At 55.8% G+C, this 26730-nt stretch carries 20 protein-coding genes and 1 pseudogene; 16 read left to right on the top strand and 5 right to left on the bottom strand.

Annotated features, from left to right (window positions below; genetic code table 11):
- Positions 1-144: 144 nt before the first annotated feature.
- Positions 145-1503 (bottom strand): chitooligosaccharide synthase NodC, encoded by a 1359-nt coding sequence (gene nodC / locus OKW38_RS01430; protein ID WP_429359642.1) that lies wholly within the window; start codon positions 1501-1503, stop codon positions 145-147.
- 1174 nt (positions 1504-2677) lie between these two features.
- Positions 2678-3694 (bottom strand): DMT family transporter, encoded by a 1017-nt coding sequence (locus OKW38_RS01435; RefSeq protein ID WP_244145117.1) that lies wholly within the window; start codon positions 3692-3694, stop codon positions 2678-2680.
- A gap of 906 nt (positions 3695-4600) precedes the next feature.
- On the opposite strand from OKW38_RS01435, the gene OKW38_RS01440 reads away from it, so the two are divergent.
- The gene (locus OKW38_RS01440) at positions 4601-5713 is read left to right on the top strand and encodes an NAD/NADP-dependent octopine/nopaline dehydrogenase family protein (RefSeq protein ID WP_167368798.1); all 1113 of its coding nucleotides are present in this window, start codon (positions 4601-4603) and stop codon (positions 5711-5713) included.
- Positions 5714-6103: 390 nt separating this feature from the next.
- Here OKW38_RS01440 and OKW38_RS01445 read toward each other — a convergent pair whose 3' ends face one another.
- The 3 genes from OKW38_RS01445 to OKW38_RS01455 all read right to left on the bottom strand — a co-directional run bounded on the left by OKW38_RS01445 (position 6104) and on the right by OKW38_RS01455 (position 9202).
- Positions 6104-7255, bottom strand: coding sequence for a porin (locus tag OKW38_RS01445; protein WP_429359645.1), 1152 nt, complete (start codon positions 7253-7255; stop codon positions 6104-6106).
- Positions 7256-7351: 96 nt separating this feature from the next.
- Positions 7352-8014 carry a transporter substrate-binding domain-containing protein gene (locus tag OKW38_RS01450; protein WP_429332320.1) on the bottom strand — a complete coding sequence of 221 codons (663 nt, stop codon included), beginning with the start codon at positions 8012-8014 and terminating at the stop codon, positions 7352-7354.
- A 114-nt stretch (positions 8015-8128) separates the two neighbouring features.
- Complete coding sequence (locus tag OKW38_RS01455) at positions 8129-9202, bottom strand: NAD/NADP octopine/nopaline dehydrogenase family protein (RefSeq protein ID WP_429332319.1); 1074 nt, start codon at positions 9200-9202, stop codon at positions 8129-8131.
- Positions 9203-10312: 1110 nt separating this feature from the next.
- On the opposite strand from OKW38_RS01455, the gene OKW38_RS01460 reads away from it, so the two are divergent.
- The 15 genes and pseudogenes from OKW38_RS01460 to OKW38_RS01530 all read left to right on the top strand — a co-directional run bounded on the left by OKW38_RS01460 (position 10313) and on the right by OKW38_RS01530 (position 26701).
- A complete protein-coding gene (locus tag OKW38_RS01460; RefSeq protein ID WP_429332318.1) occupies positions 10313-11713 on the top strand; it encodes an MmgE/PrpD family protein in 1401 nt (466 codons plus the stop codon).
- A gap of 1108 nt (positions 11714-12821) precedes the next feature.
- Positions 12822-13598, top strand: coding sequence for an ABC transporter ATP-binding protein (locus OKW38_RS01465; RefSeq protein ID WP_429332824.1), 777 nt, complete (start codon positions 12822-12824; stop codon positions 13596-13598).
- A gap of 74 nt (positions 13599-13672) precedes the next feature.
- Positions 13673-14524, top strand: coding sequence for a transporter substrate-binding domain-containing protein (locus OKW38_RS01470; RefSeq protein WP_184010321.1), 852 nt, complete (start codon positions 13673-13675; stop codon positions 14522-14524).
- Positions 14525-14573: 49 nt separating this feature from the next.
- Entirely contained in the window at positions 14574-15290 is a 717-nt protein-coding gene (locus OKW38_RS01475) for an ABC transporter permease (RefSeq protein WP_429332317.1), read from the top strand.
- A complete protein-coding gene (locus OKW38_RS01480) occupies positions 15290-16015 on the top strand; it encodes an ABC transporter permease (RefSeq protein WP_090811259.1) in 726 nt (241 codons plus the stop codon). Before OKW38_RS01475 ends, OKW38_RS01480 begins: the two co-directional genes overlap by 1 nt.
- A gap of 311 nt (positions 16016-16326) precedes the next feature.
- Positions 16327-17697: an MmgE/PrpD family protein gene (locus tag OKW38_RS01485; protein ID WP_429359646.1), complete on the top strand. Its 1371-nt coding sequence runs from the start codon at positions 16327-16329 to the stop codon at positions 17695-17697.
- A gap of 463 nt (positions 17698-18160) precedes the next feature.
- The gene (locus tag OKW38_RS01490) at positions 18161-19093 is read left to right on the top strand and encodes a LysR substrate-binding domain-containing protein (RefSeq protein WP_090811254.1); all 933 of its coding nucleotides are present in this window, start codon (positions 18161-18163) and stop codon (positions 19091-19093) included.
- A 1006-nt stretch (positions 19094-20099) separates the two neighbouring features.
- The gene (locus OKW38_RS01495; RefSeq protein ID WP_429359648.1) at positions 20100-21242 is read left to right on the top strand and encodes an NAD(P)/FAD-dependent oxidoreductase; all 1143 of its coding nucleotides are present in this window, start codon (positions 20100-20102) and stop codon (positions 21240-21242) included.
- Positions 21223-21579 carry a (2Fe-2S)-binding protein gene (locus OKW38_RS01500; RefSeq protein WP_429332313.1) on the top strand — a complete coding sequence of 119 codons (357 nt, stop codon included), beginning with the start codon at positions 21223-21225 and terminating at the stop codon, positions 21577-21579. The genes OKW38_RS01495 and OKW38_RS01500 overlap by 20 nt, the downstream gene beginning before the upstream one ends.
- Positions 21579-23000 carry an NAD(P)/FAD-dependent oxidoreductase gene (locus OKW38_RS01505; protein ID WP_090811247.1) on the top strand — a complete coding sequence of 474 codons (1422 nt, stop codon included), beginning with the start codon at positions 21579-21581 and terminating at the stop codon, positions 22998-23000. Before OKW38_RS01500 ends, OKW38_RS01505 begins: the two co-directional genes overlap by 1 nt.
- Before the next feature lie 128 nt (positions 23001-23128).
- Positions 23129-23373 (top strand): annotated as a pseudogene (locus OKW38_RS01510) (dihydrolipoyl dehydrogenase); the annotation flags it as partial.
- A 391-nt stretch (positions 23374-23764) separates the two neighbouring features.
- The gene (gene tnpA, locus OKW38_RS01515; RefSeq protein ID WP_090801995.1) at positions 23765-24178 is read left to right on the top strand and encodes an IS66-like element accessory protein TnpA; all 414 of its coding nucleotides are present in this window, start codon (positions 23765-23767) and stop codon (positions 24176-24178) included.
- Complete coding sequence (gene tnpB / locus OKW38_RS01520) at positions 24175-24522, top strand: IS66 family insertion sequence element accessory protein TnpB (protein WP_090801994.1); 348 nt, start codon at positions 24175-24177, stop codon at positions 24520-24522. Before tnpA ends, tnpB begins: the two co-directional genes overlap by 4 nt.
- A 41-nt stretch (positions 24523-24563) precedes the next feature.
- The gene (tnpC, locus tag OKW38_RS01525; protein ID WP_429334996.1) at positions 24564-26105 is read left to right on the top strand and encodes an IS66 family transposase; all 1542 of its coding nucleotides are present in this window, start codon (positions 24564-24566) and stop codon (positions 26103-26105) included.
- A 2-nt stretch (positions 26106-26107) separates the two neighbouring features.
- Entirely contained in the window at positions 26108-26701 is a 594-nt protein-coding gene (locus OKW38_RS01530; protein WP_429332306.1) for a plasmid pRiA4b ORF-3 family protein, read from the top strand.
- Positions 26702-26730: the final 29 nt, after the last annotated feature.

Here is a 26730-nt window from a genome sequence, read left to right on the forward strand (position 1 = left end):
AAGTACCAGGATTTCGGTGAATGCACTGGCGTTGGGAAGACGACAATCGAGCCTTTGCGTGAGACGATCGCACTCAAGCGGACCAGTGCCGATGGTGGGCGGTTCTGGGTTGGCGCAATACTCGAGATCTATATGTACGATTAACTAATCGCCATCGAATGCTTCGTGAGACGTCGCTAATGTTGAAGACTCGCACGCGTGATCCTGCCGACGGTGTGGAGTCGCAGATCTTGACGCTGAAGTGGCGTTCGGCTTTGTAACCGGATTCGGAGTATCGACCTGTTTTTCACGAACGTTCGATACGTTCCCTGCAGAGCCACGGGACAGCCAATCGCTATTGCTCAATGTACACAGCGCATAGACTTTCAGGGGGAGCAAGAGAAAGAGGTTAATGGGTGTGTGAAGAGAAAAGCCAAGAAATCGAACCTGGCGAGCGCGAACCGATGCCACGCTACAGCGGATCATGGTCGATGATGCGATTATCAGGGCAGTCCACCACGGCACTGTCGCTGTCAATGCGAGCTGCGCGAGACCCGCTAGTAGCGATAAGCCGAGAAATAGCGAGCCCAGATTGTGCCCGATCACGTCCAGCGTGAGGTAACGATCGAGACGGGGCAGCAGGCGCAGCGAAAGCAACGTGTCCCGATACGTACTGCGCGCCCAGCGCAGTTGTTGGCGCAGATACGCCCCCAGTCTGTCTGGAACGACTGTCGCCGCAATGGCGTCGTGAACGTACACGGTCCGATAACCTGCCGTCAGCATGAGAATCGTCAGATGACGGTCCTCGCCGAAGTCGCTCGGCTTCCCGCGAAAAAGTTGCGTCTCGTACTGATCTAGCAGCAAAAGGAGCGCGGACCGGCGGTACATAGCACATGGACCGCAGCAACACATAACAGCGCCGAAGCGAGCCTGTGCGGCGCGTTCTTCATTGCAAGCCAACCAGTACTCCATATCGATCAGAGGGGTCAACCAGGTGTCGCTGCGGTTGCTGGCCGTCAACTGCCCCATGGCGGCGCCTATCGTCGCGTCTCGCATTGTCAATACGAGCTTCTTGACGACATCGGGCGCCAGCGTCGTGTCCGAGTCGACGTTGAGTACCAGTTCCCCGGATGAAGAGCGTATCGCGGCGATCTGTGCCTTGCGCTTTCCCATATTTTGGGGGAGCGTAATGAAGTTGAATCTGGGGTCGCGCGTGTGCGCATCGTATACCGGCCTCACGGCGTCCAGATTCGCAGAACCATCATCAACCACATAGACGCGCAGTTTTCCGGCGTAGTCCTGGTTTGCGATGGACTCCAGGCATGCCGAGAGCGTGCGTGGGTCCTCATTGAAGCAGGGAACGATGACATCCACGCCCGGCAGAGTGTCGGAGTCGATCAGGCCGTCCGACAGCGATGACACGTTTGTCGGCTGAGCATAAAGCGCCTGCGTGCTTTTATAGACAGTCGAGAGCAGCGCATAAAACGAGACAGCGACAGTGCTAGTTGCGGCAAGCATGTTCATAGGGTACCTGGTTCGTCCGGTGAGGTTGAGGAAGCGATCGGATTGCAAACCCCCGGTCATGCAATGCTGGAATCATGAGGGAAAGCGCCGTGAGGGTCTGCTCGCGCCGACCAGCGTGAGTGCATCGTCCCAACTCATCGAGAGGGCATCCGTCGTGCAAGAGCACAATTGCACCCGGCCGGACAGAGGCCAGCACTGCGCTGACAATCGCGTCCACGCCGGGACGAGACCAGTCTCGCGGGCCTGCCGACCAGTGGAGGGGCGCCAGACCAGCGCTCGTTGACGTAGTGAGCACTGCTTCGGTCCACATGCCATACGGGGCACGCATGTACGGCCCGAGTAAATCGAGCAAATTCGGTATGAAAAAGGAATTGGTACTGTCGTCAAAGGTTAAGTAGACGTCGCGACATCCGGCGCGATTGTGGCACTCGTCGCGCGCCGCGGATACGCAATTGAGGACCTTCACAGCTCTGGACCGTTTCGTTCAATTATCGAGCCAGTAGGTCGCTCCACGGTCGATAGTCCCAACCGAAAGGCTGCGACGGGCACGGTTCCGGTAAGCTTAGGTGGCGCGTCGAGAGATACATCTAAAAGTATGGTCAACATGGAGACACGTCTAAACATTGTCGTACTACTTATAAATTTGAAGTATTCGATCAATCAACTTCGATTCCGATTTCCGCAACGAGAGGCTTCACTGTGCAACACAAAAATTGATTTGTAAAATCGATTGCGTTGATGCCTTGCATCTATAGCGTGGATATGTTGAGAAATGGGTTTTAAGGGTTTCGATCTAAGTCTGCTCGTTGCGCTCGAGCGTATAGACCAATCCGCTGGCGTTAAGGTAGCTCCGTTTTTGGAGCGACCGACGATGCCGGCTCATCGCACAACCATGCGCAAAATCAAGGAAGTACTCCGCCTGAAGTGGGCATGCGATCTCACGCACCGCCAGCGTGCAGGGCGCCCTCAGCGTCGGTCTGGGGACGATCACGCAGTATCTTCAGCTTGCCACAGCGGCAGGACTGGGCTGGGCGTCGGTCGAACATCTGGAAGAAGACGAGCTTGAGCGGCGCGTCCTGTCGCTCGCGTCGTCACCTTTGCGGTACTCGACTGCGAAAGTCATATCAGTATCTGGTCGTGGTCCTGCGCAGATTGCTCTGTCACGAAAGATCATTTAGGCGCGACACGACAGGTAGAGCACACTTGCAATAATTATGACCGTCCCGAGTGCTACCTGTAGAGAAATGACCTCCCCCCAAATAAAATAGTCGAAAATGATTGCCCATACAATGCTGAGGTAACCAAATGAGGCGACGATTGGGGTGGCGACAGTCGCGACTGCGATCGTTAGCATAAGTTGCGCTACACCTGCAGTCAGCCCAAAAAGAACCATGTACCCGAGATCCCTTAGATCTGGCGCTACCCAAGCGACGGGAAGTGACACTCCGCTAACAATCGTCGCTATGATTGTGTAATAGAAGACGATTGTCGCTGGCTCGTCAGTTCGCGAGAGTCTCTTGACCTGGATGACTGAACCGGCGCTAAACATAGCACTCAGCAGAATTAGAATCATTGCGCGCAGCGACGCACCATTGGCGCTAAATGGTGAGGAAGCCACCGCGACTCCCACGAATCCGGACATCGACGCTATCGCCGTAGGTAGACGAAAACGCTCGCCCAAGAACACGATGCCGAAAAAGCAGACAAAGATTGCTTCTGTCTCCTTCAGCGTTACAGCAGTTGATAAAGGCAGATATGGCACGCCGGCAATGAAAAATCCTACTGCGGCAAGCCCTGTGGCGGCTCTGATGAAATGACCGCCTAAGCGATAAATCGTCAGTTCCTTCCATTGAATGTGACGAGTCCCGAACAGGAACGCGGCGGGAATTAATCCGGATAGCATCCGAAAGAACATCATCTCGTTCGCCGGATATCTTGCCGGAATGATCCTCGCAACCGCATTGCTTATTGCGAAGAGCAGAATCGCGTAGAACATGAACGCAATCCCGCGCAGCTTTCTAAATCGTGTGCGAAAAAGCCGATTTTCGGTCGGCAACTTGTAGCCAGACTGCTCCGATGTCTCAAAAGAATCGTGACTTATATGAGCATTCCCTAACGTAACACAATTCAAACCGACATACCGCAGAAGGCAGAATTTCGTTGTGCGCGTCATCACGAAAAGTTTTTTCATGTTGCGAAGGTCCCGCGAAAAAGGAGTGCCTGCTCGATCGCGTGTGGTAACGAAGCCCACACGGCGCATACCGGCTAACTGTCGGGGCCATTTCAGCGTGGACGGAATTGAGCCGCGTTACGGGACGTCGCGGTTTGTCGAAATATCCCAGGTCGGATAGCTGTCTGCATGCAGCTTTCGCACCATGTCGGCCTGAAAGCTCGAAATCCCCGGTGAACGAACTTTTGGCGCATTTCGCGAAATTGCCTCGGCTGACATTGCCGACGTCGGATTCCCGACAAACGGCGCGCGGTTTGTCGCAAGCGGTGCCTTCGTGTCCCGTCCTGGCGCGCGATTGGGTCTGTCACACTTCACGACGGATGACCCAGTCGCGCAGCGTCGGCTACTACGCGACGACAAATGGAATGAACGCCCCTACGTACAGATTGGGAGGCTCTATTGGAGGTGTTCGCGGGCCTACGGCACTAGGGCGCCAAATTGAAGATCATTGAGATGTATCCGTCAGCGGAACCCGTGTTGTAAGAAGCTCGCACCAACATACCTACGCGATCCGAGTGCCAAAACATCGTTTTGGCCTTATAACCTTTCCGCACAGATGATTGTTCAGCGGTGGTTAATACGCATTGCCTTACAAATACGTCGAGATTCGGACAGATCTAACTCAAGATGCTGGATTTGTAACGTTCGCGACATGATCTGCACTGGACGAGGAATCGCATCTTGTTCTCCTCACCACATTAACCGGTACATGAGCCGTTTAAAGAGGTGGCCTCGTTCCGCGGTGGCACGTTCGTTGCGTGCCGTCGTCGCGCTAACGCACAACTACTGATCGACGTTCAGCCTTGCATGACGTCGCAATATTGGGTGGCGTCACAGAAAACTTCTGTTTGTTTATGCGGAGATGACATGTCATTAAGGTTTCCAGTTTCAATCATCGGCGCCGGAAATTGTGGATGCGCTTTCGCGGCCGATTTGGCGAGTCGTGGATTCGAGGTTCTCCTTTACGGGAATCCAGATCATCGTCGTAATATTGATGCGATCCGAGCGAACGGTCGCTTGTTGGCTAGCATGGCTATCACGGGTGAGTTTTATCCGACTGTAACTACTGATATGGATGAGGCCGTAAACTTCTCGCGTTTTCTCGTGATTGCTGTTCCAGCATACGCGCATGACAATCTCATTGGTGATCTAAAAAATTTCGATTTGAGTCGACATGTCATCATAGTCAATAATGCCAATTTTTTTTCCCCAATGGGTTCAAGAGAGCTAAACCCGCAGGCAGTTCTAGAGACAAATTCCTCGCCCTATGCGTCGTCGGTCAGGGACGGCGAAGTCCGGATCACTGGAATTAAGAATTGTTTGCCGATTGCTGCCTTTTCGAACGCCATGGATGAGAAACAGTTATCGCAAATCACCGCGATCTTTCCGGAAAGGCTCTTGTGGTGGGATAACATTTTCGCAATTGGAATGCAGTCGAATAATGGTGTCATTCATCCTGTCGGAGGTATTTTAAATACGGGATGGATAGAAAGCACAAAAGGAGATTTTTTCTTCTATCGTGACGGGATCTCACCCTCTGTCGGAAGGGTCGTAGAGGCGTTGGACAATGAGCGATTGAGAATCGGAGAGGCTTTCGGTTTTCGACTGCCGACAGTCCTCGAGGAAATGATCGGCTTTTACGGCGGAGATTGTTCCAACTTCTCCGATTTCGCTTTCCAATCCAAAACTCATAACTCCACGAAGGTCAAAACGCCTGATCGTATGCAACATAGATATATATGTGAGGATATTCCATATATCTTGGTCCCTTGGTACGAACTCGGCGCCAGAGTGGGCATAGAGTCTCGGGCAATCAAAGCCGTGATCGAAATCGCTTCCTCCATCAACGGCGTTAACTATTTTCAAACTGGCCGTAATCTGAAGCGCCTCGGTGTAGACCACATGTCGAAGGCGGAGCTTTTGCGATTCGTAGATAGCGCGACTTTCCAATTGCCGTTAGCTTCGGCTACTAAGAAGTGACCGGATCCATCGGGTAACTTGAATCGCTTTCGGAATTCTGGAGGCCGCTTGGTTTAAGTCGATACCGGCTGCAACAGTATTGTTGAATTGCCGGTAGTAGTTTGCTTCAGCATCGTCAGGCGGGGCGGGATATGGTTGAGCAGTTCCATCACCCTATGGCAGTTGGGCGCCGAAGAAAGGGCCGACGCAGGCACGCGCTGATGCGACGAACGCGCGCCTACATGTGCAAGCGCAAACATCACTCGCAGGAGATCACCGCGGAGGCCCGGCATGTGGGTGCGCTGGTGAGGACGCTCTCCGCTTCTGTAGCAACTGGGCTGGCGCAAGGCGCCGCCCAACAGGTTCGCTCGGAACGTGGACGAACGTCAATCGAGCGATATCTGGCCCGGTTTAGAATTTATGACGCAGGCCGACGCGTGCAACCACCTGATTGCGATTCGACGATACGTCATCGGCCACCGGCACAAAGGCAAAGTCGAGAACGCTGCCAGTACGGTCACCACCGACGTGCTGATACGCACTCTGTACATAGACGTCCGTGCGCTTTGACAGTGAGTAATCAGCCATCAGCCCCGCAGTTTCGTAATTCGGCTTTAGCTTTCCAGTGGTGGCGTTGAAACCGCTCAGGGTGTACGTATACATCGCCCCGACGAAGAAGGCTGGCGTGAACTGGTACTTGCCGTTGATTTCGAAATTCTGGTAACGCAGGTTGGAAAGCGTGCCCGAGGCTGGCGTAATCTTGCCGACGTATCCCGAAGACACCGGATTGGCGACGAAGGTATTCGAATACGAAATGCCCACGTTGGCCGAACCAAACGTGTAGGTTGCCCCCGCGCCGAAGATGCGCAACTTGTTCCCCAGAAAATTTTCATCCGCAGCGGGATTGTTCCCGATTGCACCACCGGCGGTGGACGACTGGTTGTTCGCCTGCAGATAGGCGGCTTCCAGCAGCAAGCCGCCTATGACGTATTGGACGCCCATGCTGTACGCGCGATTGTTGGCGAAGTTAGTGTCGTTGCTAAAGCTGTACGTGCCGCCAAATTTAAAGCCAGCAATCTCGGAACTTGTGTACTTGACAGTATTGTTGACACGGAAGGTGTTGTCCGTGTTGTCGTTGTCGTACGGATGGGAGAACATGCCCCCGCCCCATGTGCCATTCGCCGTCGTTTGAGCCAGATAGTTGACGACGGAGTCGTACTGTCGACCGAGAGTAACCGTCCCGTATTGGTTGGATGCGACGCCGACCCACGCCTGTCGCCCAAACATCAGGCCACCCTGACCGAGCTTGCCATTATTGACATTAAAGCCGCTCTCCAACTGGAAAACTGCCTTAAGACCGCCGCCGAGATCCTCCGCTCCCCTCAAGCCCCAACGACTCCCTTGGACCGTACCGCTCTGGAGCTCGAACAGCTTGTCGCCACCGACGTTATTCGTATAGTTGATTCCTTCATCGATCAGACCGTAGAGCGTCACCGTACTTTGGGCCATTGCGGGAGCTGCGGCGGCTGATATCACGAAAGCTGCAAGAAGTTTGATTTTCATTGAGGTCTCCAAACCTTATATTCTGTGTCTCGATGCTTTTTTATGCGCAACCCTGGGTCGGGCACGCGGTCTGTTTTGCTGGGCAGTTGACGTCGATTAACCGCCGTAAACGTCGAACGTGAAGTACTTCTTTGCAATTCGGTCATACGTCCCGTCCTTGCGGAGACTGTCGATCGCACCGTTGATTGCTTCGAGCAGGGCTCTGTCACCCTTTCTCACACCGATGCTAACGCCGGGACTGAAGATGGCGGCGTCGTGCACGGCCGGACCTCGCGCGAAACCGAAATCACGACCCCGCGCAGTATTCAGGAATCCCGACTCAGCCGTCGGCCCCGAAACCAGTGCCGCATCGAGCCGCCCACCCGCGAGGTCATTCCACACCTGGTCTTGCGAAGGGTAGGGCACAATGTCAACTCCATTCGTCCAATGCTTCCGTGCATAGGCTTCCTGTGTGCTTCCCTGCAAGACTCCGATATGCTTTTCGTTGAGCGATTCGGGCATTGCCACCAGAGCCGAGCCGCCCCTTACAACCAGCGCTTCGAAGTTGGCGTATATCTTGTGGCTGAAACCGATTGCCTTCGCGCAAATTGCATTACCCAGATCAATGTCAAATCCAACGAGCTCGCCACTTGGGGTTTTCGACTCAAATGGCGGGTAAGCGCTGTCGACTCCGAACTTAAGTTCCTTTCCATCGTACGCGAATGCCGCAAATGGAATGCACATTGCGCACAAGGCGACTAGTAGCGTTTTCATCTTCATTTTGGTTTCTCATAAACTCCAAGTCTGGATTTGCGGCATAGTACTTCTGCTTTTATTGCGTCGGTGGCGTCGGACTCGGACGCCCATCGAGCGCCGCGCCGGATGTAATGGCATCTAGGTTGGAACGGCATAGCCGTCGACCACAAGCCTCTTGAGGGTGTCGATTTGAAGCGGTCCAATCTCGGGAAGAATGTCGTTGTCCGCCACAAAGTCCCGACCGTAACAAGCGCCGAGAATTACCACGCCGCCCTCGTGCAAGGGTGCTCTCACCCCAGCCAGCTCGGCGAGTCGAAGCGTCGGTACCAACCCGAATGGCACGTCTTCGAGCACGTAGCGTGTCGCGATGTCTCTCGGGCCGAGCGGATCACTCCCTTGCCGGACCAGTTGCTCCGATATTGCCGAAAGTGAGTCACCAACCACGCCAAAAGACAGCCTGCAATGATCAAAGGTCGTTCTCACTGACTTTCCGAATGCTGCTGCAATGGTAAGTCTCTCTTGGTCTAGAGCCTCAAGGAGCCTCCCGACTGTTGGTGTCAGATTGGAGTTTTGCCTCCAGCTTTCGCCCTTCTCAATACGGGTCAAGTTGGCTAGCGCAATACCCATGTGATCTTGCGGATTAATGTTGCTGAGCGTCAGCGTCAGCATGTCGTCCTTCAGTGCGAACCGGTCTCCGAAGAGTGAAACGCAAGTGGTATGAATCCGGTGGATGTGGCGGGTTGGAAATGCGGCCATGTCGACCTTGGCGCGGATCGTGCCTACCGTGATAGCTCTCGCAGACTGAGTCTTGCACGTTAGCACCGTGGTGCTCCAAGCTGCTATGGGGATGACGAGCCTCCGCGCCGCAAGGCGCTGGGAAATGTAGAGAGCGGCAAATGAAAGATGAGCGCTGATAATTACGCTATGGTGTGCGCGGATATGAGGGATGATGCTGTCGAGGACGAATCGGTATCCGTAGGCCGGCAATGCCAAAATAATGACATCGGCGTCGCCGACATCTTCCGCTTTCCCGCAGACTTCCAAGTAGAACTCTCCCTCGACCGCTCCCTTCACGTGAAGGGGAAGTCCAGCAACGAAGTCTGCAGTCCGGGCTCCAGATGGAGACCAAACTTTCGGTTTATGTCCATTCTGTATGAGATACGCCGCATAACCCAAAGCGATTGCGCCGGCTCCCACGATTGTCACTTGCATGTGCCTTATACCTTGAAATAGTTTACTGGCCGTGCACGACCTAGGCGGTTATGTATTAAGTTTCTCAGCCAAGCCAAAACCCATCGCTTTTTGGAGAGGGCAAACGAAACGTCACCTACACGTTTTTCGCATATGAGATAGCATCGATCTGCAAAACTACATTGAGTGTGGTGGGTTTTGGTGCTCAATGCGATGCTCTTACGTGCGAAAACACTAGCGGTTGCAAGACAAGCGTTTGTCCTTGTAAAAACTTTTATTGGCTGCATCAAACTGCGGCAGAAAAGGCACGTTCCGTCTTATCCAGTGAGAAGCAAAGCTAATGGGGCTCAGAATAGAGAGGCAAATATCTCGTGTCAAAGTCCGGTTTGATCGTGGATGTATTCTGGAAGGTTATGGGTGCGGAGTTGCCTTTAGGAAAGCGAGCAACTCAGGCCCAGTTCGCCTCGCACCTTTGCTCCAAGCCATTTGTCTTCATCGTTTCAGCAACGTCTGCAGCTTCGTGATCTCCCGCGCTGGACGTCGAGATCAGTGCATCATTCGGTACGCTGCGCATGAAAGGGGCTTCGGTCCCGGCCAAAAACGGCATCCCGTCCGTAGTGCAACGACATATCCCCGCCTCTTTCTGGTGTTTATGCAGAGACGATGTACTCGCCAATAGACCCTGCATTTCGTTAAATGCTCGGGATAAAACAATGCAGCGCTATAACCTTCTGGAATGTTGACGTTTGAAAATCAGACTTTGATTTTTCGACGAGACGCGCCTAACATGTCTCGTCACTCGAGTGAGCATCGGGTGGGTTGGCAGTAGCATCAGCGCACAATTGTTATTAAGGACGGTCGGGCGTCGCAGATCGGCGTAGATGTTGCCAAAGGTGGTCGGGTTCGGGTTACTTGCGAAAAGGGGCATTCCGATTTTTCAGGGCAAGTACTCGCATGCTCATTGACAAAGCTTCGAGTCCCCTTGGAGACGTTACGACCCGTCCGTCGTATCCGTGGCGACGACCAAGGGCTTCCATCGGATCCCTGGGCGGTCGCACGCCGGTGCAATCATTTTGAACATAGATTTGTGCGTTACGCACATTTGGTCGGGTCACATAATTCTGGAACGTCATGAACAATCCTCCGCCTGATGACGAGCTTTCTCTGCAGCAAAGCACGATTCATCGTATTGCATCTTATGTCGTCGAAGCTCGCGGTAGGCGGGTGTCCGGGGTTGCCAGGGAATCTGCGCTAAAACGCATCCTCGACCTCTTATGCGCGGTGGGGGCAGGGGCTAGCGAACCAGGTGCTGTCGCGATTCGCGCGACAGCATGTAAATATCTGGGATCGGGCGATATACCGATGTGGTTCACGGGAACGGGCAGTTCGGTCGTCGGTGCTGCGTGGGCGAATAGCGCGGCTGCGTCGATGCTGGATCTCGACGACGGGCATCGACGCGCGCGCGGGCACCCAGGCGCGGCGGTCATTCCGGTGGCCTTTGCGGTTGCGGCTGAAATGGGAGCCGGGCTGGAAGATTTGATTGCGTCAATCGTCATCGGTTATGAAGTCGGCGTATCGATCGCTGCGGCCCGTACAACATACGGTACGACAGGTACGTGGTCATCCTACGCAGTTGTCGCAACAGCCGCGGCATTGAGGTGTGCCTCGTGTAGTGTAGTCGAGCATGCGTTGGCTATCGCAGGCGAAAGCGCGCCCAATTCGTTGTTCATGAGCGCGCCACCGCTCTCCTTCCCAACACCGGAGAGCAGCGACATTAAGGAGGGCATACCATGGTCCGTAGTGACCGGGATGCTCGCGCTCGATCTCGCAGAAGGCGGGTTCACCGGTCCCCGGAACATACTTGACAGCGGTCTGCTCTATAGGTTTGCCGACGTATCGCCCCTCGGGGAGTCTCTGCATATCTGCAATGCCTACTACAAGCTCTATTGCTGCTGTCGGCACGTTCACCCGCCCTTGGAAGCCACCCTGAAGCTGATCGAGCAATATCAACTCGATGCGAAGGCGATTGAGGCGATCGACATCGAGACGTACGGCGGGGCGCTGCGCATCGCGAACCAGACCTGCCCAGCTACCCTTGTTGACGTTCAGTACAGCATCCCTTATTGCGTGGCCCTCGCCGCCCTCGCGGGACGAGAGTCGCTTTTGCCCCTCACGATAGACTGCTTAACTTACGAGGGAGTGAGCGCACTCGCCAACAAGGTCTCGCTAACGGTCGACGCCGAAATTGATAAACAATTCCCTGCCAGAACACTCGCGCGAGTCACAATCGTGTGTGGGGGACGTCGGTATGTATCGGAGGTTACCGAGCCACGCGGCGAAGCCGGTGACTCCCTCTCTTGGGAAGAACTCAAGGCAAAATACGTTGCGGCGACGCGGTTTCACGCCACTGGTGCGCAGCAAAAGCAACTGCTCGCCGCGGTTGAAGAACTGCGCTCAAAAGCTGACTTGGAGCCGTTAAAGGCCTGTATGAGTACTTCGTTCGAAAAGAGTATTGCGCGTCCGAATGCCTAAGAAGCTCTAATAATACGATTTTTGGGGGGATAACTTCAAGGATTGAGGTTAGCCTCATCACCGTTTCGGTGATGAAATGCGTGCGAATCGGCGAGGACATCCAGGAGAAGCTCGACTACGCACCGGGTGTATTTACGTTAGAGGGACATATCGGGGACAAGTGGTATGCCGCCTCGGCTACAGCCGTGTGAGCTTCGTGCGCTTTGCCGCCGGCGAAGACGCGCGTATCGGCCGGTGGCTTACTACGCTTCGCGCAACTCAATAGGCAAGACCCGCACGCAATCTCAAGGACATCCTCACCCGCCTGCCCACGAGGGCCAAGCCCATCGTCGCATTATTGCCGCATCGCTGGCAGCCCGAGGCAAGCCAGCGCCTACCTCGCCCTTCAAGAGATCATTGGTCGCTGATGACATTGGTAGTCAAATTGCGGGCGCTCTGCCGATCGGCCGAAGGCAAACGAAAACCTTGGAACAATTTCGACCTCAAACGAGCGTTAAATTGGATCGAAGAGTAAAAGGGGCTCAATCACGGGAGGTTCTGTGATGGGTTGGCTCCTGGAGATGGCCATTTTCCGAGGCGTGCGGCGGTCTCCTTGACATCAGAATGCTCGCATTGCGTACGTGGTGCAAATCGTACCAAATCCAGAACGGGCACGCGACCGAAGTCTTGGGACGCAACCTCAACATGCGCTCGTGCGACCCGCAAACGTGCCCGATGTAACGGAAGGCAGGTATAACCCGGAGGAATACCATCGTGTCTCAACTCGACTTTGACACCCAATTTGGGCATACGTATTCTGAGCTTATCCGCAATCGCTCGGCGCTGAGACGGGCGTAAATCGAGCGAACGACCGGCGGCCGCCTTTTTTCGTCCGTCGAGGGTGCTTGGCGCTTCCACCGCGTTCATTGCAGGTCCGACAGCGCAAGGCAGTACAACGTTTAATTAATATCTATAACGATAATCCTTCTCAGGTTGACGTAAATGTCAAACCTGAGATGTTCAGTCATGAGGAGATGAGATGAAGGTGGTTAATGCACTTCGATCGGCGTACCAATCTGCGAGTTACGCCTTGTCAATGACCCCAGAGGCGGGCGGGACCACGATCGGCATGGTGGGCCATAAAACACCGGCTCTCGTAGCCGATGGCATATACAAAAGTTACGGCGTTCACGAAGTGCTCAAAGGGGTCTCGCTTCAGGCTGAGCGGGGCGACGTGATCTCGTTAATTGGTAGTTCTGGGTCGGGAAAAAGTACGTTTTTGCGATGCATGAATCTCCTTGAGGTCCCTACCAAAGGCCGCATCGCGGTGGGGCAGCGCGAGATCAGCGTGGAAACCGACGCAACCGGTCGCGTCGTCGGGATGGATCGCAAGAAAGTTGACCAGATGCGCACGCAACTCGGTATGGTCTTCCAGGGCTTCAATTTGTGGTCCCATATGACCGTGCTGCAAAATGTGATGGAAGGGCCAGTCCATGTGCTGAAGCTGCCAAAGAACGAAGCGCGCGATAGGGCAATGGATTTCCTTGGGAAAGTTGGCGTTGCGGACAAGCACGCGTGTTACCCATCCGAGTTGTCTGGTGGGCAGCAGCAACGGGTAAGCATCGCGCGTGCGCTCGCGATGCAACCGGCTGCGCTCCTTTTCGACGAGCCGACCTCCGCACTCGATCCCGAATTAGTGGGAGAAGTGCTGAAAGTCATCAGGAAGTTGGCGGAAGAGGGGCGCACTATGATAGTCGTTACTCATGAGATGGGTTTTGCTCGTGATGTCTCCAACAAGATGATCTTTCTTGAAAGGGGACGCATTGAGGAAGAAGGGACGCCAGAAGAGGTTTTCAAAAATCCAGCATCGCCGAGATGTCGTGAATTTCTCTCGCGTGTACTTTGACTGACTTAAAACGCGATATTGAAATTCCGAGAATCGTAAAACGAAGAAGATAGGACATAGTCCAGGAGATGCTCATGAAGTTCCTGAAAATCGGTGCGCTTATTGGAATGCTGTCTGCTGCATTGATGCTCTGCGACCCTGTTATGGCCAAGGAGTACAAGAGAATCACGATTGGTACCGAAGCTTCGTATGCTCCGTATGCCTTCAAGGACAAGAGCGGCAAGATGGTTGGCTTTGAGATCGATGTAGCTAGCGACTTGTGCCGACGGATGGGATTGCAGTGCGAAATCGTCGATCAGGCCTATGACAGCCTAATTCCCTCTCTCTTGTCCGGTCGGTTTGATTCAATTATGGCTGCAATAGGGATCACACCCGCCCGAGAAAAAGTTATCTCATTTTCCAGGCCGTACGTAACCACTCCGATGGTTTTCGTCACCACATCGGCGAGCGATCTAACCGCTCTCAAAATATCGCCATCAAATCTGAATTTGGACAAATTTGATGCTGATGAGGAGTCAGCGATAAAAAAAATCACCTCCGCTCTCAAGGGAAAAACCGTTGGGGTACAGGTGGGCAGCAACTTCGAGACATTCATGAAGAAGTTCATGCCGACCGTGAGAGTTTCGACATATGACACCACGGATAACATGATGCTCGACTTGACGGCTGGGAGAATTGATGCGGGAATGGTTTCGTTCAATTTCCTCAAGCCGTTGATGGACAAGCCCGACGGCAAAAACCTGCGGACATTTGGCCCTAGTATGACGAACGGGCCGTTCGGCAGCCGAGTGGCCGCTGGATTTCGCAAAAATGACGATCAGCTACGTGCGATGTTCGACAAGGCGATCGGGGAAGCAATTTCGGATGGCAGCCTGCGCAGACTTGCCATCAAGTGGTTCGGCTTCGACAATTCGCCGAAGGAATAGGTAAGTGAATACGGTCGTTTATGCATAGCCGAACTCAATTTGATGGGGAATGAATGTGAATATTTCAGTGCTCGCATGGGGAAGCACAGCGTGGGTTGATGAATTTGCGCGTGGCACCCTTATGACCGTTGCCGTCGCGGTATGTTCATTTCCCGTCGGCATTTTGCTCGGCTCGGTTTTTGCCGCGGCAAAACTCTCTCGCTTCAGTTTGCTGCGTTTTCTAGCTGACGTCTATACGACGGTCATACGCGGAATTCCCGAGCTGCTGATAATTTTTCTGGTGTTCTTTGGTGGGGATACGTTGCTCCGCTATGTCGCGAACGCTGTTTTCGGCTTCGAAGGTTATATAGAACTGCCCGTCTTCGCAGTCGGTGTGCTCTGCATCGGCATCAGTGCCGGCGCCTATGCGACAGAGGTCATACGGGCGGCGGTCATAGCCATTCCAACAGGACAAATTGAAGCGGCAGTGGCAATGGGATTGGAGCGGACAGTGCTACTTCGTCGGATTCTTATCCCACAGGCCGCGAGATTCGCCTTGCCCGGTCTGGGGAATGTCTGGCAACTGGCGTTAAAGGATACCTCGCTCATTTCCGTTGTTGGGTTGGTTGAAATCATGCGCACAGCTGCCATCGGAGCTGGATCTTTCAAAGAACCGTTTACGTTTTATCTGGTCGCCTTCGTGATTTTCCTTTTGCTTTCTTCGATTTCTAACCAGGGATTTCTGAGAGCAGAGAAGTGGGCTAACCGCGGCGTAAGGAGTCGGTGATGGATTTTCAGCTGATATATGAGTCGTTTCCCAAGCTTCTTGCGGCGGTTCCCGCGACCGTCGCATTGGCTTCCGTGTCGCTTTTTGTTGGTTTCCTGCTTGCGGTCCCAGTTGCATTGGCTCGGCTTTCACACAGTAGACTTTTGGCTTCTCTCGGTTATGGTTACGTATATGTAGTGCGGTCCACGCCGCTTCTGGTGCAAATGTTCCTGATTTATTACGGATCGGGGCAGTTTAGAATTGTCTTGGAACACCTCGGCCTGTGGGCGCTATTTCGCGATGCGTGGTTTTGTGCGATTTTAGCTCTGTCGCTGAACACTGCGGCATACACCAGCGAAATCATTCGTGGTGGTGTTCAGTCAGTACCATGGGGACAAATTGAAGCGGCGCGGTCAATTGGCATGTCGAGCGTCCTTTTATTCCGCAGAATTGTCTTCCCGATCGCAATGCGGCAAGCACTCCCAGCTTATGGAAGCGAACTTATGATTATGATCAAGTCAACGTCACTTGCGTCGACAATCACCATAGTCGAAGTGACAGGAGTGGCTAAGCAAATCATCTCTGAGAGCTACCGCCCCCTAGAGGTATTTTTGATAGCTGGCTGCATATATCTCAGCATGAACTTTCTTATCAGCAGAGTTATATTCATGATCGAAAGGCGGATTAGTCCGAAGAGACGCGATCGCGGCACGTTCGGATCTTCTGCTGCAGCGGCCATGCATTAAGCACTTCGGTACGGTGTCGGTCGCCCATGAACGCGTCAACAGTTCGACGACGTAGAAGTGGCCTGACGGCACGAACCAACATTGTCCCGTTACGGGCGGCTCCGTCCGGGTACACGAGGGCAATTGGCCCTTGTGTACAGCTTTTTTCTCATGGCCGACGGCTTGATGTTTGAAGAGTGTCCGGCTGCCTCGATTATGGCAGGCCGACAGCAAAACGGGATCGTGGGTGGACATCGCGGTGTTGCGCATTAAAGTGTCACTTGCAGCCAACTATCAAGTTCGAAATGTTCAATTGATGTTATCGAGGCACCATGACGACTAATGTGATCGAGGACGAGCGTTATCCCCAAGGCGGGATCGTCCAAAAATTTTCCGCTTATATCGTGGAGGCGCGGGAAAATCGAGCTCCAGAAGAGTCGCTGGAATTCGCGCTCAAATGTATCCTGGATCTGCTCAGTGCTGTTGGCGCTGGAGTTGGGCAGGCGGCGGCCCTTGCGATCCGAAAGACGGCTCACGAAACGCGACCTCCTGGCGACATTCCTATTTGGTTTACGGGAGAGACCAGTTCCGTCATTGGAGCTGCTTGGGCAAACAGTGCCGCCGGTTCTGCGCTAGACCTCGACGATGACACGCCGGCATCTCGGGGCCATCCTGGCGCCGCCGTCATTCCAACAGCCATTGCCGTTGCCAAAGAGACGAAAGCCACCTTGGGAGAGCTATTAAATGCGATTGTCATCGGTTATGAAGTGGGTACAGCGATTAGCGCTGCGCGCGCCTACGGAAGTAGTGGTACTTGGGCGCCTTATGCAGTCGTCGCTACGGCTGCGGCGCTTCGCCGGTCCTCCCGCGAGGTGATGGAACACGCTTTGGCGATTGCTGGGGAAAGTGCACCCAATCAGTCGTTGGCGAGCGCTCCCGCTCCCCGAAAACCGCATCCCGAGCCAAACCATGTCAAGGAAGGCATCACGTGGGCTGTCGTGACCGGCTTGGAGTCGCTTGCATCAGCGCAGAACGGATTTCACGGCGCCCGCAATATCTTGGACGCAACGCGTTACTACAATTTTCCGAACGATCTAGACCTCGGTTCTTACCAGTACATTCGCACGACGGGCTTTAAGCCGTATTGCTGTTGCAGGCATCTACACGGTGCGCTTGATGCATTAATCGAGCTGATCAAAGAACATCGGTTAGTGGGTCGAAGTATCGACAGGATTGAGGTCGAAACATACGGGCCGGCCTTACGCATTTCGAACTGGAAAGAACCTAGAGATATAATGGATGTTCAGTATAGTCATCCATATTGTCTCGCGTTGGTCGCGCACTACGGTCACGAGGCTCTGTTGCCACTGACTGGCGATGTCCTAAACAATCCCTCTGTCACTGCGCTTTCACACAAGGTGGAGCTTTCGCTAAGTCCGGAGCTGGACAAGATCTATGCGGAAAGCGGCATGCTGCCAGCCCGTGTCACGGTCACATGCGGGGATCAGCGCTTTGTTTCACCTGTAACCTTCCCGAAGGACAACGGTCTTCCGTGGGATAAACTCGAGGATAAGTTTCGACAGGCCACGCGTTTCGTTGCCACTCCCGAGCAGCAGAACATTGTGGTCAGGGCCATTTCGGACGCCAGACGAGGCGACATGCGTGGTTTGACGGAAAGCTTGTCGGAGATCCAGTTCGTTTAAGAACGGTATTTGTGTAGCCCGCGTAGTTCGGAAACTCATCGGTCATCGATGTAAGAAATGACAAAAATGTCTCCGCTTGTTGAGGATCGTCCGCAAGCTGTGGCTACCGGTGCATACAGCGAGCGAGTTGCATTGTCTACCCGGCATCCAAGGAGCTGAAAATGGGTTGCATATGGAAGTGACTGCTAGCCGGGACGCTCAGCGGTGCCGGGTAAACGCTGCGACCGTCAGAACAAGCGTTCTTCACAGCTTCAAAAGGACAGATCGGCGACGCGGGCTACATCGGCGTAGACAAGCGCGAGGAAACCAAGAGGCTCGTTTACGAGCCGAATTCCCCGAAATGAGCGCCGATTCGATTCGTTATCCGGAAATTTCGACGCCTGTTCTTCTGCATGCCGAACGGGCCGCACATTAATCAGCATTTTCCTAGTCTAGGAATGACATTAGAAAAAGCAGCCGGCATATGAAAAGACAAATTCAACTACGGCAGATAGAGGCATTTAAAGCTCTCATCGAGCAAGGCACGGTGAGTCGAGCAGCCGAGGTTCTTCACGTGACCCAACCTGCCGTGAGCAAACTGCTAGTCCACCTTGAGGAGGAGACAGGTCTTCTACTGTTCGAACGAGTTAAAGGCCGACTAACTGCGACGGCACAAGGCATGCGCTTGTACGGTGAAGTCGATCGAGTATTTGCGGGTCTAAGACAAATTGAAGAGGCGATCGCAATCATCCGGCGGAAGGACATGAGTCACTTTGCTATCGGAGTGCTTCCAGAATTATCCGGATCATTCATCAGGCGGGCGACGATGATGTTCCTCTCTCGGTGTCCAGACGTTCGTCCGACGATCCATATGCGAGCGTCCAACATTGTGTCGGATCGCGTCGCCACGCGTCAGATGGACGTTGGATTCACAACGAGCTTGATGAGCAGCCCAAATTCGGTGGTGACGCCTATCATGGAGAGCCCGTTAGTTTGCATCATGCCAAAAGGACACCCGCTGAGCCAACTTGAATTTATCACCCCCGAGCATATTGAGGGAATCCCTTTTATCGGATATGCGGCAGACAACCGGACGACCAGTGCTTTCAATGACGCTATCCGTTCTTACGGCGTCGACCTCAACGTCGTGTTAGAAAGCGAAACTACGCCCACTCTGTGTGAATTCGTCTCGGCGGGACTGGGGATTTCCTTGGTACATCCCCTATCTGTCATCGACATGAGCTGTCGCTTAGATATCAGGCGGTTCAAGCCCGATATTCCCGAGTATTTTCATTTCTGTCATGCGAGATTGGCGAAAAACATCGAGCGTGTTCAGGAGTATGAACGATGCGCTAAACAGGTTGCGGAAGAGGCGTGGACGGAGATATTCGGTGAGTCGGCGACAAAGCAAACCTAGCAGAACGCTGAAATTGATCATCGTACTGATGAGTGCACTAAATAGTGCGGGATGCCTTATGCGGGCATGAAGACGAAGCGTTCGCGAGAAGACGGATTGAGGGCGCTCAGACCTGGCAAACATGACTGCCGGCCGGGCAGTGGCTGATTGAATCATGACCTTGCCCCTGTTTGGCGAATCCCATAGCTGAGAGATTTGCGCGGCTCGCCCCTCTTGGGCGGCGAACCAGTTTTTCTCGAACGTCATGGGGCTGACGTAGTCGAGCGTCGAGTGTGGTCGGCGCGAATTATACAACGCCGTACGCTTGCATTCGACTTTGGGGTATCTATCGCCCGTTGCCTACGAGGCGAAACCGACAGTGAAAGAACCTATCTGCCTGTCCGAAATAACTTGGCCACTACAGAACGGCCTTGATTCCGCGTCGGTTTCAGTTGTCATTTGCCACTACTGCATGCTGACCTGTGTTTGGGATAGCATGTACACGGGATCGTAGGGGCTTACGTTGAGCGCGCGAACATCCCGTCACCTTCTTCAGCGTGCGTACCGTTGCTTGCCGAATGCTCCCGCGATGCTCACCAACCAAAGCCTTGCTCGATTGAGTTGCCTTTTTTTCTGCGGGATGGCGTAACCCAACTGGGGCGTTTGTCTCGACCACAGCCGAACGCCGCCACAGAAGTTTCGTTGGCTGACTAAATTCGCGGTCAGCTACGGCCGCCTAACACGGTCCATTGATCGTATCGCCTTGGCAATGAAGTTATGCGTTGGGACCAATCATGGAGTGTGGCGTCTCGTTGCTGGGTTTGGGGCTTTTGCGAGCGTTCGTGCTGCCGAGATTGTTGTCGCGATGGAAGCGGTCGTCCATGGGCACGCGAGCTCTATCGCCTACCGGGGGCGCCCGCGTTTTGGACCATAACCGCTGAGAATACCTCGTACCTGAAATTCGACTTTGACGCCTTGCTGCGACGATCATAGAGTTAACCAAAATCATTCAGGAAAAGAGGCGGGCTTGATACGCGAAAACCATGACGTCGTCATAGTTGGCGGCGGTGTTGTCGGCTGCGCATTGGCGCACGGGATGCTAGGGCGAGGGAAGCGTGCGCTTGTGCTCGACGGGGGTGATTGCGACCCGCGCGCGTCGAAAGCGAATTTCGGTCTTGTCGGCGCATACGGGAAGGGATATGGCGCGCCCCGCTACCAGCAGCTGTCACGCGAGAGCGTCGCACTTTGGTCCGCTTTCGCAACAGCGCTGCACGATGAAACTGGCATTGATGTCGAGTATGAAAACGATGGCTGCTTGCGCTTTTGCCTAAGCGAAGCGGATTTTGAAGAGGAAGCCGAATTCCTCGCGAGCTGGAATGCGCAAAGCCCGAAAATCGACCCGTGTTCGCGCATGATCGATCGATCGGTATTAGAAAGGCTGCTGCCTGGTACACGGCTCGGGCGGGAAGTGGTGGGGGCTGGAATTGGCGTTGCCGATGGCCATTGCAATCCGCTTAAGCTGTTGCGGGCGCTGCAGCAAGCCATTGAGTTACGTGGCGGCACTCTAGCTGGCAATCACACGGTGTCGAAGATTGAGCCATGTCCTGACGGTAGTTTTCGTGTTCATGTGCAAACCTCGACAGGTCCGCGTTGTTTCGAAACGGGACAGTTGATCATTGCGGCCGGGCTTGGTTCCACAGCTCTGGGGGCAATGGTGGCGCTCGACGTCCCGTTGCGTCCCCTGCGTGGCCAGTTGCTGGTCACTGAACGGCTCGAGCCAATTCTGCGCCTCCCCGCTAGCGGCATTCGCCAGACTCGCGACGGTACAGTAATGATAGGTGTAAGTCATGAGGAAGTCGGTATGGATCTCGGTACTACTACCTTCACCGCTGCCAGGATGACAAAGCGAGCCCTACGAATTTTGCCGGACCTTGCTATGGCTCGCCTTGTTAGGCATTGGGCATGTCTGCGCATCATCACCCCGGACGAGCATCCGGTATACGCACAATCTTCAACGTACCCTGGTGCTTGGATCGCTCTCTGTCATTCCGGCATCACCCTCGCGGCGGTTCATGCTGGACCAGTTGCGGATGCTCTCGCGCGCAACGTACTGCCAGAAAACTTCGAGTTCTTCCATCATAGGCGCTTTGATGTTTCGCAAGTTATCTAATCCCGCCGAGGACGCCGTGGTCACGGTATCGATCGACGGCAGGCGTGTGAACGCCGAGCGAGGCGAATCCGTGGCGGCAGTCCTCGTGCGCGAGGACAACCCCGTCGCTCGCACCACGCCGCGAAGCGGCAGTCCACGCGGACCTTTTTGCATGATGGGTGTGTGCTTCGAATGTCTTGCTGTCGTTGACGGTGTAGCGTCCACGCAGACCTGTCTGACGATCGTGCGCGACGGGATGCGCATCCAACGCCAACACGGTCGCCGCAATCTCAGTCAGGCGATCGCTGAGTCAGAAGACGGTAGTGGCGATCTTCGGAGTGGTGAGGTGCATTCGTGATGCGAACGTTCGATATTCTGATTGTAGGTGCAGGACCTGCCGGCATGAGTGCCGCAATACGTTCTGCTCGTCTTGGAATGACCACGATCCTCGTAGACGAACAGCAGGCACCTGGCGGTCAGATATGGCGCGCCATCGAAGAAAACGTCCGACGCGGTGTTCATCAAGGGTTAGGCGCTGCGTACAGCGCAGGCGCGGCAGTGGTACAGAACTTTCGCGAATGCGGTGCGCACTACCTGCCGGAGACCCGTGTATGGCAGATCGAGCGAGCGCCTAGCCCAGGGAAACCGGCCGGTTCCGGGGAGTGGATTGTCTTTTTGAGCCGCGCGGATGGCGCCGAAAGTATTCGCGCGCGCCATGTGTTACTAGCGACGGGCGCACAGGAACGGCCCATGCCTTTCCCAGGTTGGACGCTTCCGGGTGTAATGACAGTCGGCGCCGCGCAGATTCTGCATAAAAGCGCTCACCAGATACCCGATCAACCCGTCTGGATAGCCGGTAGTGGTCCATTGCCACTGCTCTACATGACCCAGCTGCTCGACGCCGGCGGTAGGATTGCAGGTTGGCTTGACACGACTCCCCGCGGCGCCCTCCGTCGGGGCCTTCCGACTCTACGTGGTGCAGTTGACGGCTGGCATGATCTCCTTAAGGGGCTACTGTGGTCGGCAAGATTGCGCGGGAGGGGGTTCCCCATTGTTCGAAACGTCAGTAGCCTTCGCGCTTTCGGTATCGGCCGTCTTGAACAGATTGTCTATCGCACCGAGAACGGGCTGTCGGGCGATGTGGCTGCCGACATTCTTCTGGTTCATGAAGGCGTCGTGCCGTCTATCCACTTCACTCAGGCGATGGGATGCAGCCATCGATGGAACGAAGCACAACTTTGCTTTGAGCCCGAAGTTGATACGTGGGGTGAAACCAGCATGACTGGTCTCTATGTCGCAGGCGACGGCGCCGGCATCGGCGGCGCGAAAGCCGCGTGCACACGCGGTGAACTTGCTGCTACCGGCGTCGCGCTTTCCTCGGGCGCACTCTCAGTCGAGCGCGCAAGCGAGCTTGCAGCGCCGCTGCATCGGCGGCTCGGACATGAGCTGGCGATGCGGCCTCTGCTTGATTCGATCTATCGGCCGCGTACGGAGATTTTCACGCCGCCCGATGAGACGATTGTCTGTCGCTGCGAAGAGGTAACCGCTGGCGATGTACGGCTGGCCGCGCAGCTCGGCCAGCCGGGGCCGAACCAGCTAAAAGCGTTCACGCGCGCGGGCATGGGCCCGTGTCAGGGTCGTCAATGCGGCTACACCGTTGCTAATTTGCTTGCATCTGCGCAATGTCGCTCCGTTGCTGCGGTTGGTTTCCAACGCGTGCGGCCCCCACTAAAGCCGATAACGCTCGCGGAGCTCAGTGCACTTGAAGAGTCGTCATGAGGGCGCGTGGGCATGCCTCGGAGCTCACGGCATGGCAATAAGAGAGTGTGGGTGCGGATGTTTCAGGTCCCGGGAAGGTGGAGCGTGTCGCGAGACTAATCGGATTTCCCCCTTTCTGAGAAGCGTGCGCCGCCGATCCTGGCATGAAGATAGTGCTAGTCGAACGATATTCGGCGTTGCGCCGCGTGTGCCTGAACGTTGATGTAGTCGATCGGAGGGCGCCGCTGCACACCGCGCTCGTCGTCGAAGTTGCCGAGGTGTCGCGTGACGCTAACTTGGAAGTCACCTTAAGAAGCTGACGGGCGGGTTCGCCGGGATGGCGAAGGCGCACAAGGTCGAAGTCGTGACGGGCGTCGGCGCGTTCGTCGATCCGTGTATCACATCTGGCACGCCTGTCGGAGCCGGTACCCGTCAGTCGCGATCGATCTCACGGATGAATGGCACACGGAGTTGCTTTACCGCTCGGACTGCGGCTCAGGACGTCCGGTTCAAGTTGCCGCAGAAAATATCGACGTTGCCGTCTGCCGCACTCGTACGCAAGACGACGGCGCAGTCGGGGTATGCACTACGGCGAGAGCCGAAGGACGGTACCTAAGAGAATTTGAACGCCTGAGAACGGAGCATAGCTATGCGGTTTCTATGCTGATGGCACAAAAACGGGTTGTGTCGCGATAAGAGTAAGCGTCATTTGAAGGCCGTATCGACGTCGACGTTGAGAGTGTCCAAAGTGATGCCCATCACTTCGAGTAGTGGGGACCACTTTGATGACAGAGATCGACTGTGCCGGGAGCCGCAAGGGGCGGCCGAATTACGCGCCTCAATTCAGGCGTGAAGTTGCGATGGCAGCGTGCGAGCCGGGCATCTCGGTGGCAAAGCTCGCGCAGTCGCACGGTCTGAATCCGAACATGGTGTTCAAGTGGCGCAGGCAGTACCGTGCTGGTCTGCTGGACAACAGGACGGTGAGCGAGACGGCAGTGTTCGTTCCGGTGGCGATGTCGCCGGATGATTCGATGGCGGTTTCGTCGCTACCGGTGCCGACAGCGCAATTGCCATTGCGCGCACAGGAAGCCGCGACTTCAGGTATCGAGATCGAGCTCAATGGCGCACGCGTGCGAGTGAGCGGGAAGGTAGACCCAGCCCAGCTGCGACTGGTGCTGCATTGCCTGAGGCCGGCATGATCGCGCTGCCGACCGGCACCCGCATCTGGCTCGCCGCAGGCGTCACCGACATGCGCCGTGGCATGGATGGTCTGGCTGCACTGGCGCAGGTGGCCCTTGAGCAAGACCCGTTCTCGGGCCACGTGTTTGCCTTCCGTGGTCGCCGGGGCGATCTGGTGAAACTGCTGTGGTGGAGTGGCGATGGAATGAACCTGTACGTCAAGCGCCTGGAGCGAGGCCGTTTTATCTGGCCGCAGGCCGACGCGGGATGCATCCATCTGTCGGCGGCACAACTGTCGATGCTGCTCGAAGGCATCGACTGGCGACGCCCCGAACGGACGTGGAAGCCCACATGCGCCGCGTAAATTTGCCCCCACTTCTGAACGTGCCTGGTAAACTCCCAGACATGCCAGTCAACCGACTCCCCGACGACATCGACACACTCAAGCGCATGCTTGTTTCGCGCGAAGAAACCATCGCGCGCCTGCTCGCCGAGATCTCGCGTCTGAAGCGCTGGCAGTACGGGCGCTCGTCGGAACGCATGGCAGAACTGACGGGACAATTGCAGCTCGCACTGGGTGACGGGACACTGCCGCAACAAGGTGCCGTGCCCGCATCGGCGCCAGAAGCGGCGTCGGATGAACCCGTAGACACGGCAGCGCCGGTGGTTCCACTGCGCCGCCGCTCGCGCGAATTCCCTGCGCACCTGCCACGCGAGGTGGTGGAGCACCGGCCACAGGGCTGCGACTGCCCCGAATGCGGTGGCCGGCTGCGCAAGCTGGGTGAAGACGCCTCCGAGATGCTGGACTACGTGCCGGGGTACTTCCGGGTGATCCGCCACGTGCGCCCCCGGCTGAGCTGCAGCCGTTGTGCGAAGGTCGTCCAGGAAGCGGCGCCGTCGCGCCCGATCGCACGTGGCATGGCCGGTGCGGGTCTGCTGGCACAGGTGATGGTCGCCAAGTACGCTGACCATATGCCGTTATACCGGCAGGTAGGAATCTATCGCCGTGCCGGCATTGAACTCGATCGTGCCACGCTGGCCTCGTGGGTTCGCGAGTGCGCCGCACTGCTGCAGCCGCTGGCGGATGCCGTTGGCCGGTATGTGCGTGAGGCGCAGAAAATCCATACGGATGACACGCCCGTCCCGGTGCTGGAACCCGGACGCGGCAAGACACGTACGGCACGCTTGTGGACGTATGTACGCGATGACCGGCCGGCGGGCAGCCGGGCACCCCCGGCAGTCTGGTACCAGTACTCGCCCGACCGCAAGGGAGAGCGACCTCGTACGCATCTGCAGGGCTGGTCGGGCATCCTGCAGGCAGATGCCTTTAGTGGCTACGATGCGCTGTACCGCGATGGCACGATCATCGAGGCAGCGTGCTGGGCGCATGTGCGGCGCAAGTTCTACGACCTGTACGAACTGGAGCGTTCGCCAGTGGCGCAGGAGGCACTCAGCCGTATCGCGGCCCTGTATGCCATCGAGCGCGAGGTGCGCGGCCGCAAGCCGGAGGTCCGGCAGTCCGTGCGCATGGCGCGGGCATTGCCGCTCGCAGGCACACTGAAGGACTGGCTGGAACATACGTTCGCGCAGGTCTCGGCGAAGTCGGGCCTTGGCAAGGCCATCCGGTATGCGCTGGGGAACTGGCACGCGCTGGTGCGCTACTGTGAAGACGGGCGCATCGAGATAGATAACAACACCGCGGAGCGATCGATCAGGCCGCTGGTTCTCGGCAGGCGCAACTATCTGTTCGCAGGTTCTGATGGCGGTGGACAGAGTGCGGCGGTCATCTACAGCCTGATCGGAACGGCACGCCTGAATGGCATCGAACCGTATGCGTATCTGCGTATGGTGTTCGAGCGCATCGCCGATCATCCCATCAACCGGATCGACGCGTTGCTGCCGTGGCATTTGATGCCGGTGGAGCAGCCGGTCCGTCAGGCTGCATGACGATGGCATCGACTCGCAAACCCGCGTTACGCGCGGTCAATTCACAGGTACCGGTCTACCAGCTGCGCATCGAGCTGAAGTATCTGAAGCCGGCGGTCTGGAGACGGGTACTGGTCCCTGCCTCGATCAGGCTGCCGAAGCTGCACGTCGTGCTGCTGTGGGCGATGGGCTGGGATGGCGGCCACCTGCACGAATTCGTGTTCGGCGACATCAACTACGGGGTGCCCGATCCGGACTTCCCGAGTGACCCACCGATGCTCAACGAAGCGCGGGTGAGCCTGGGCAAGGCGCTCGGTGCACTGAAGTCATTCACCTACATCTACGATTACGGTGACAACTGGCAGCATCGTGTGAAGGTCGAGAAGGTCTTGCCACCTGACCCTCAGCTGCGCTCGCCCCTCTGCCTGGACGGCCGCAATGCCTGTCCACCGGAAGATGTTGGCGGCGTACCCGGCTACATCGAGTTCCTCGACGCGATCATCGATCCGGCTCATGACGAACACCAGCGGTTGCTCGACTGGTGCGGCGGTAGTTTCGATCCTGTTGCCTTTGACCTCCAGAGCGTCAACGAACGCCTCTTCGAAATCAAATTCTGATCGTCAAGGCGGCCTTCAAATGTCGCTTA

Origin of the sequence: Paraburkholderia sp. MM5496-R1 (assembly GCF_050436205.1) — a bacterium.
In the GTDB taxonomy this organism is placed as follows: domain Bacteria; phylum Pseudomonadota; class Gammaproteobacteria; order Burkholderiales; family Burkholderiaceae; genus Paraburkholderia; species Paraburkholderia tuberum.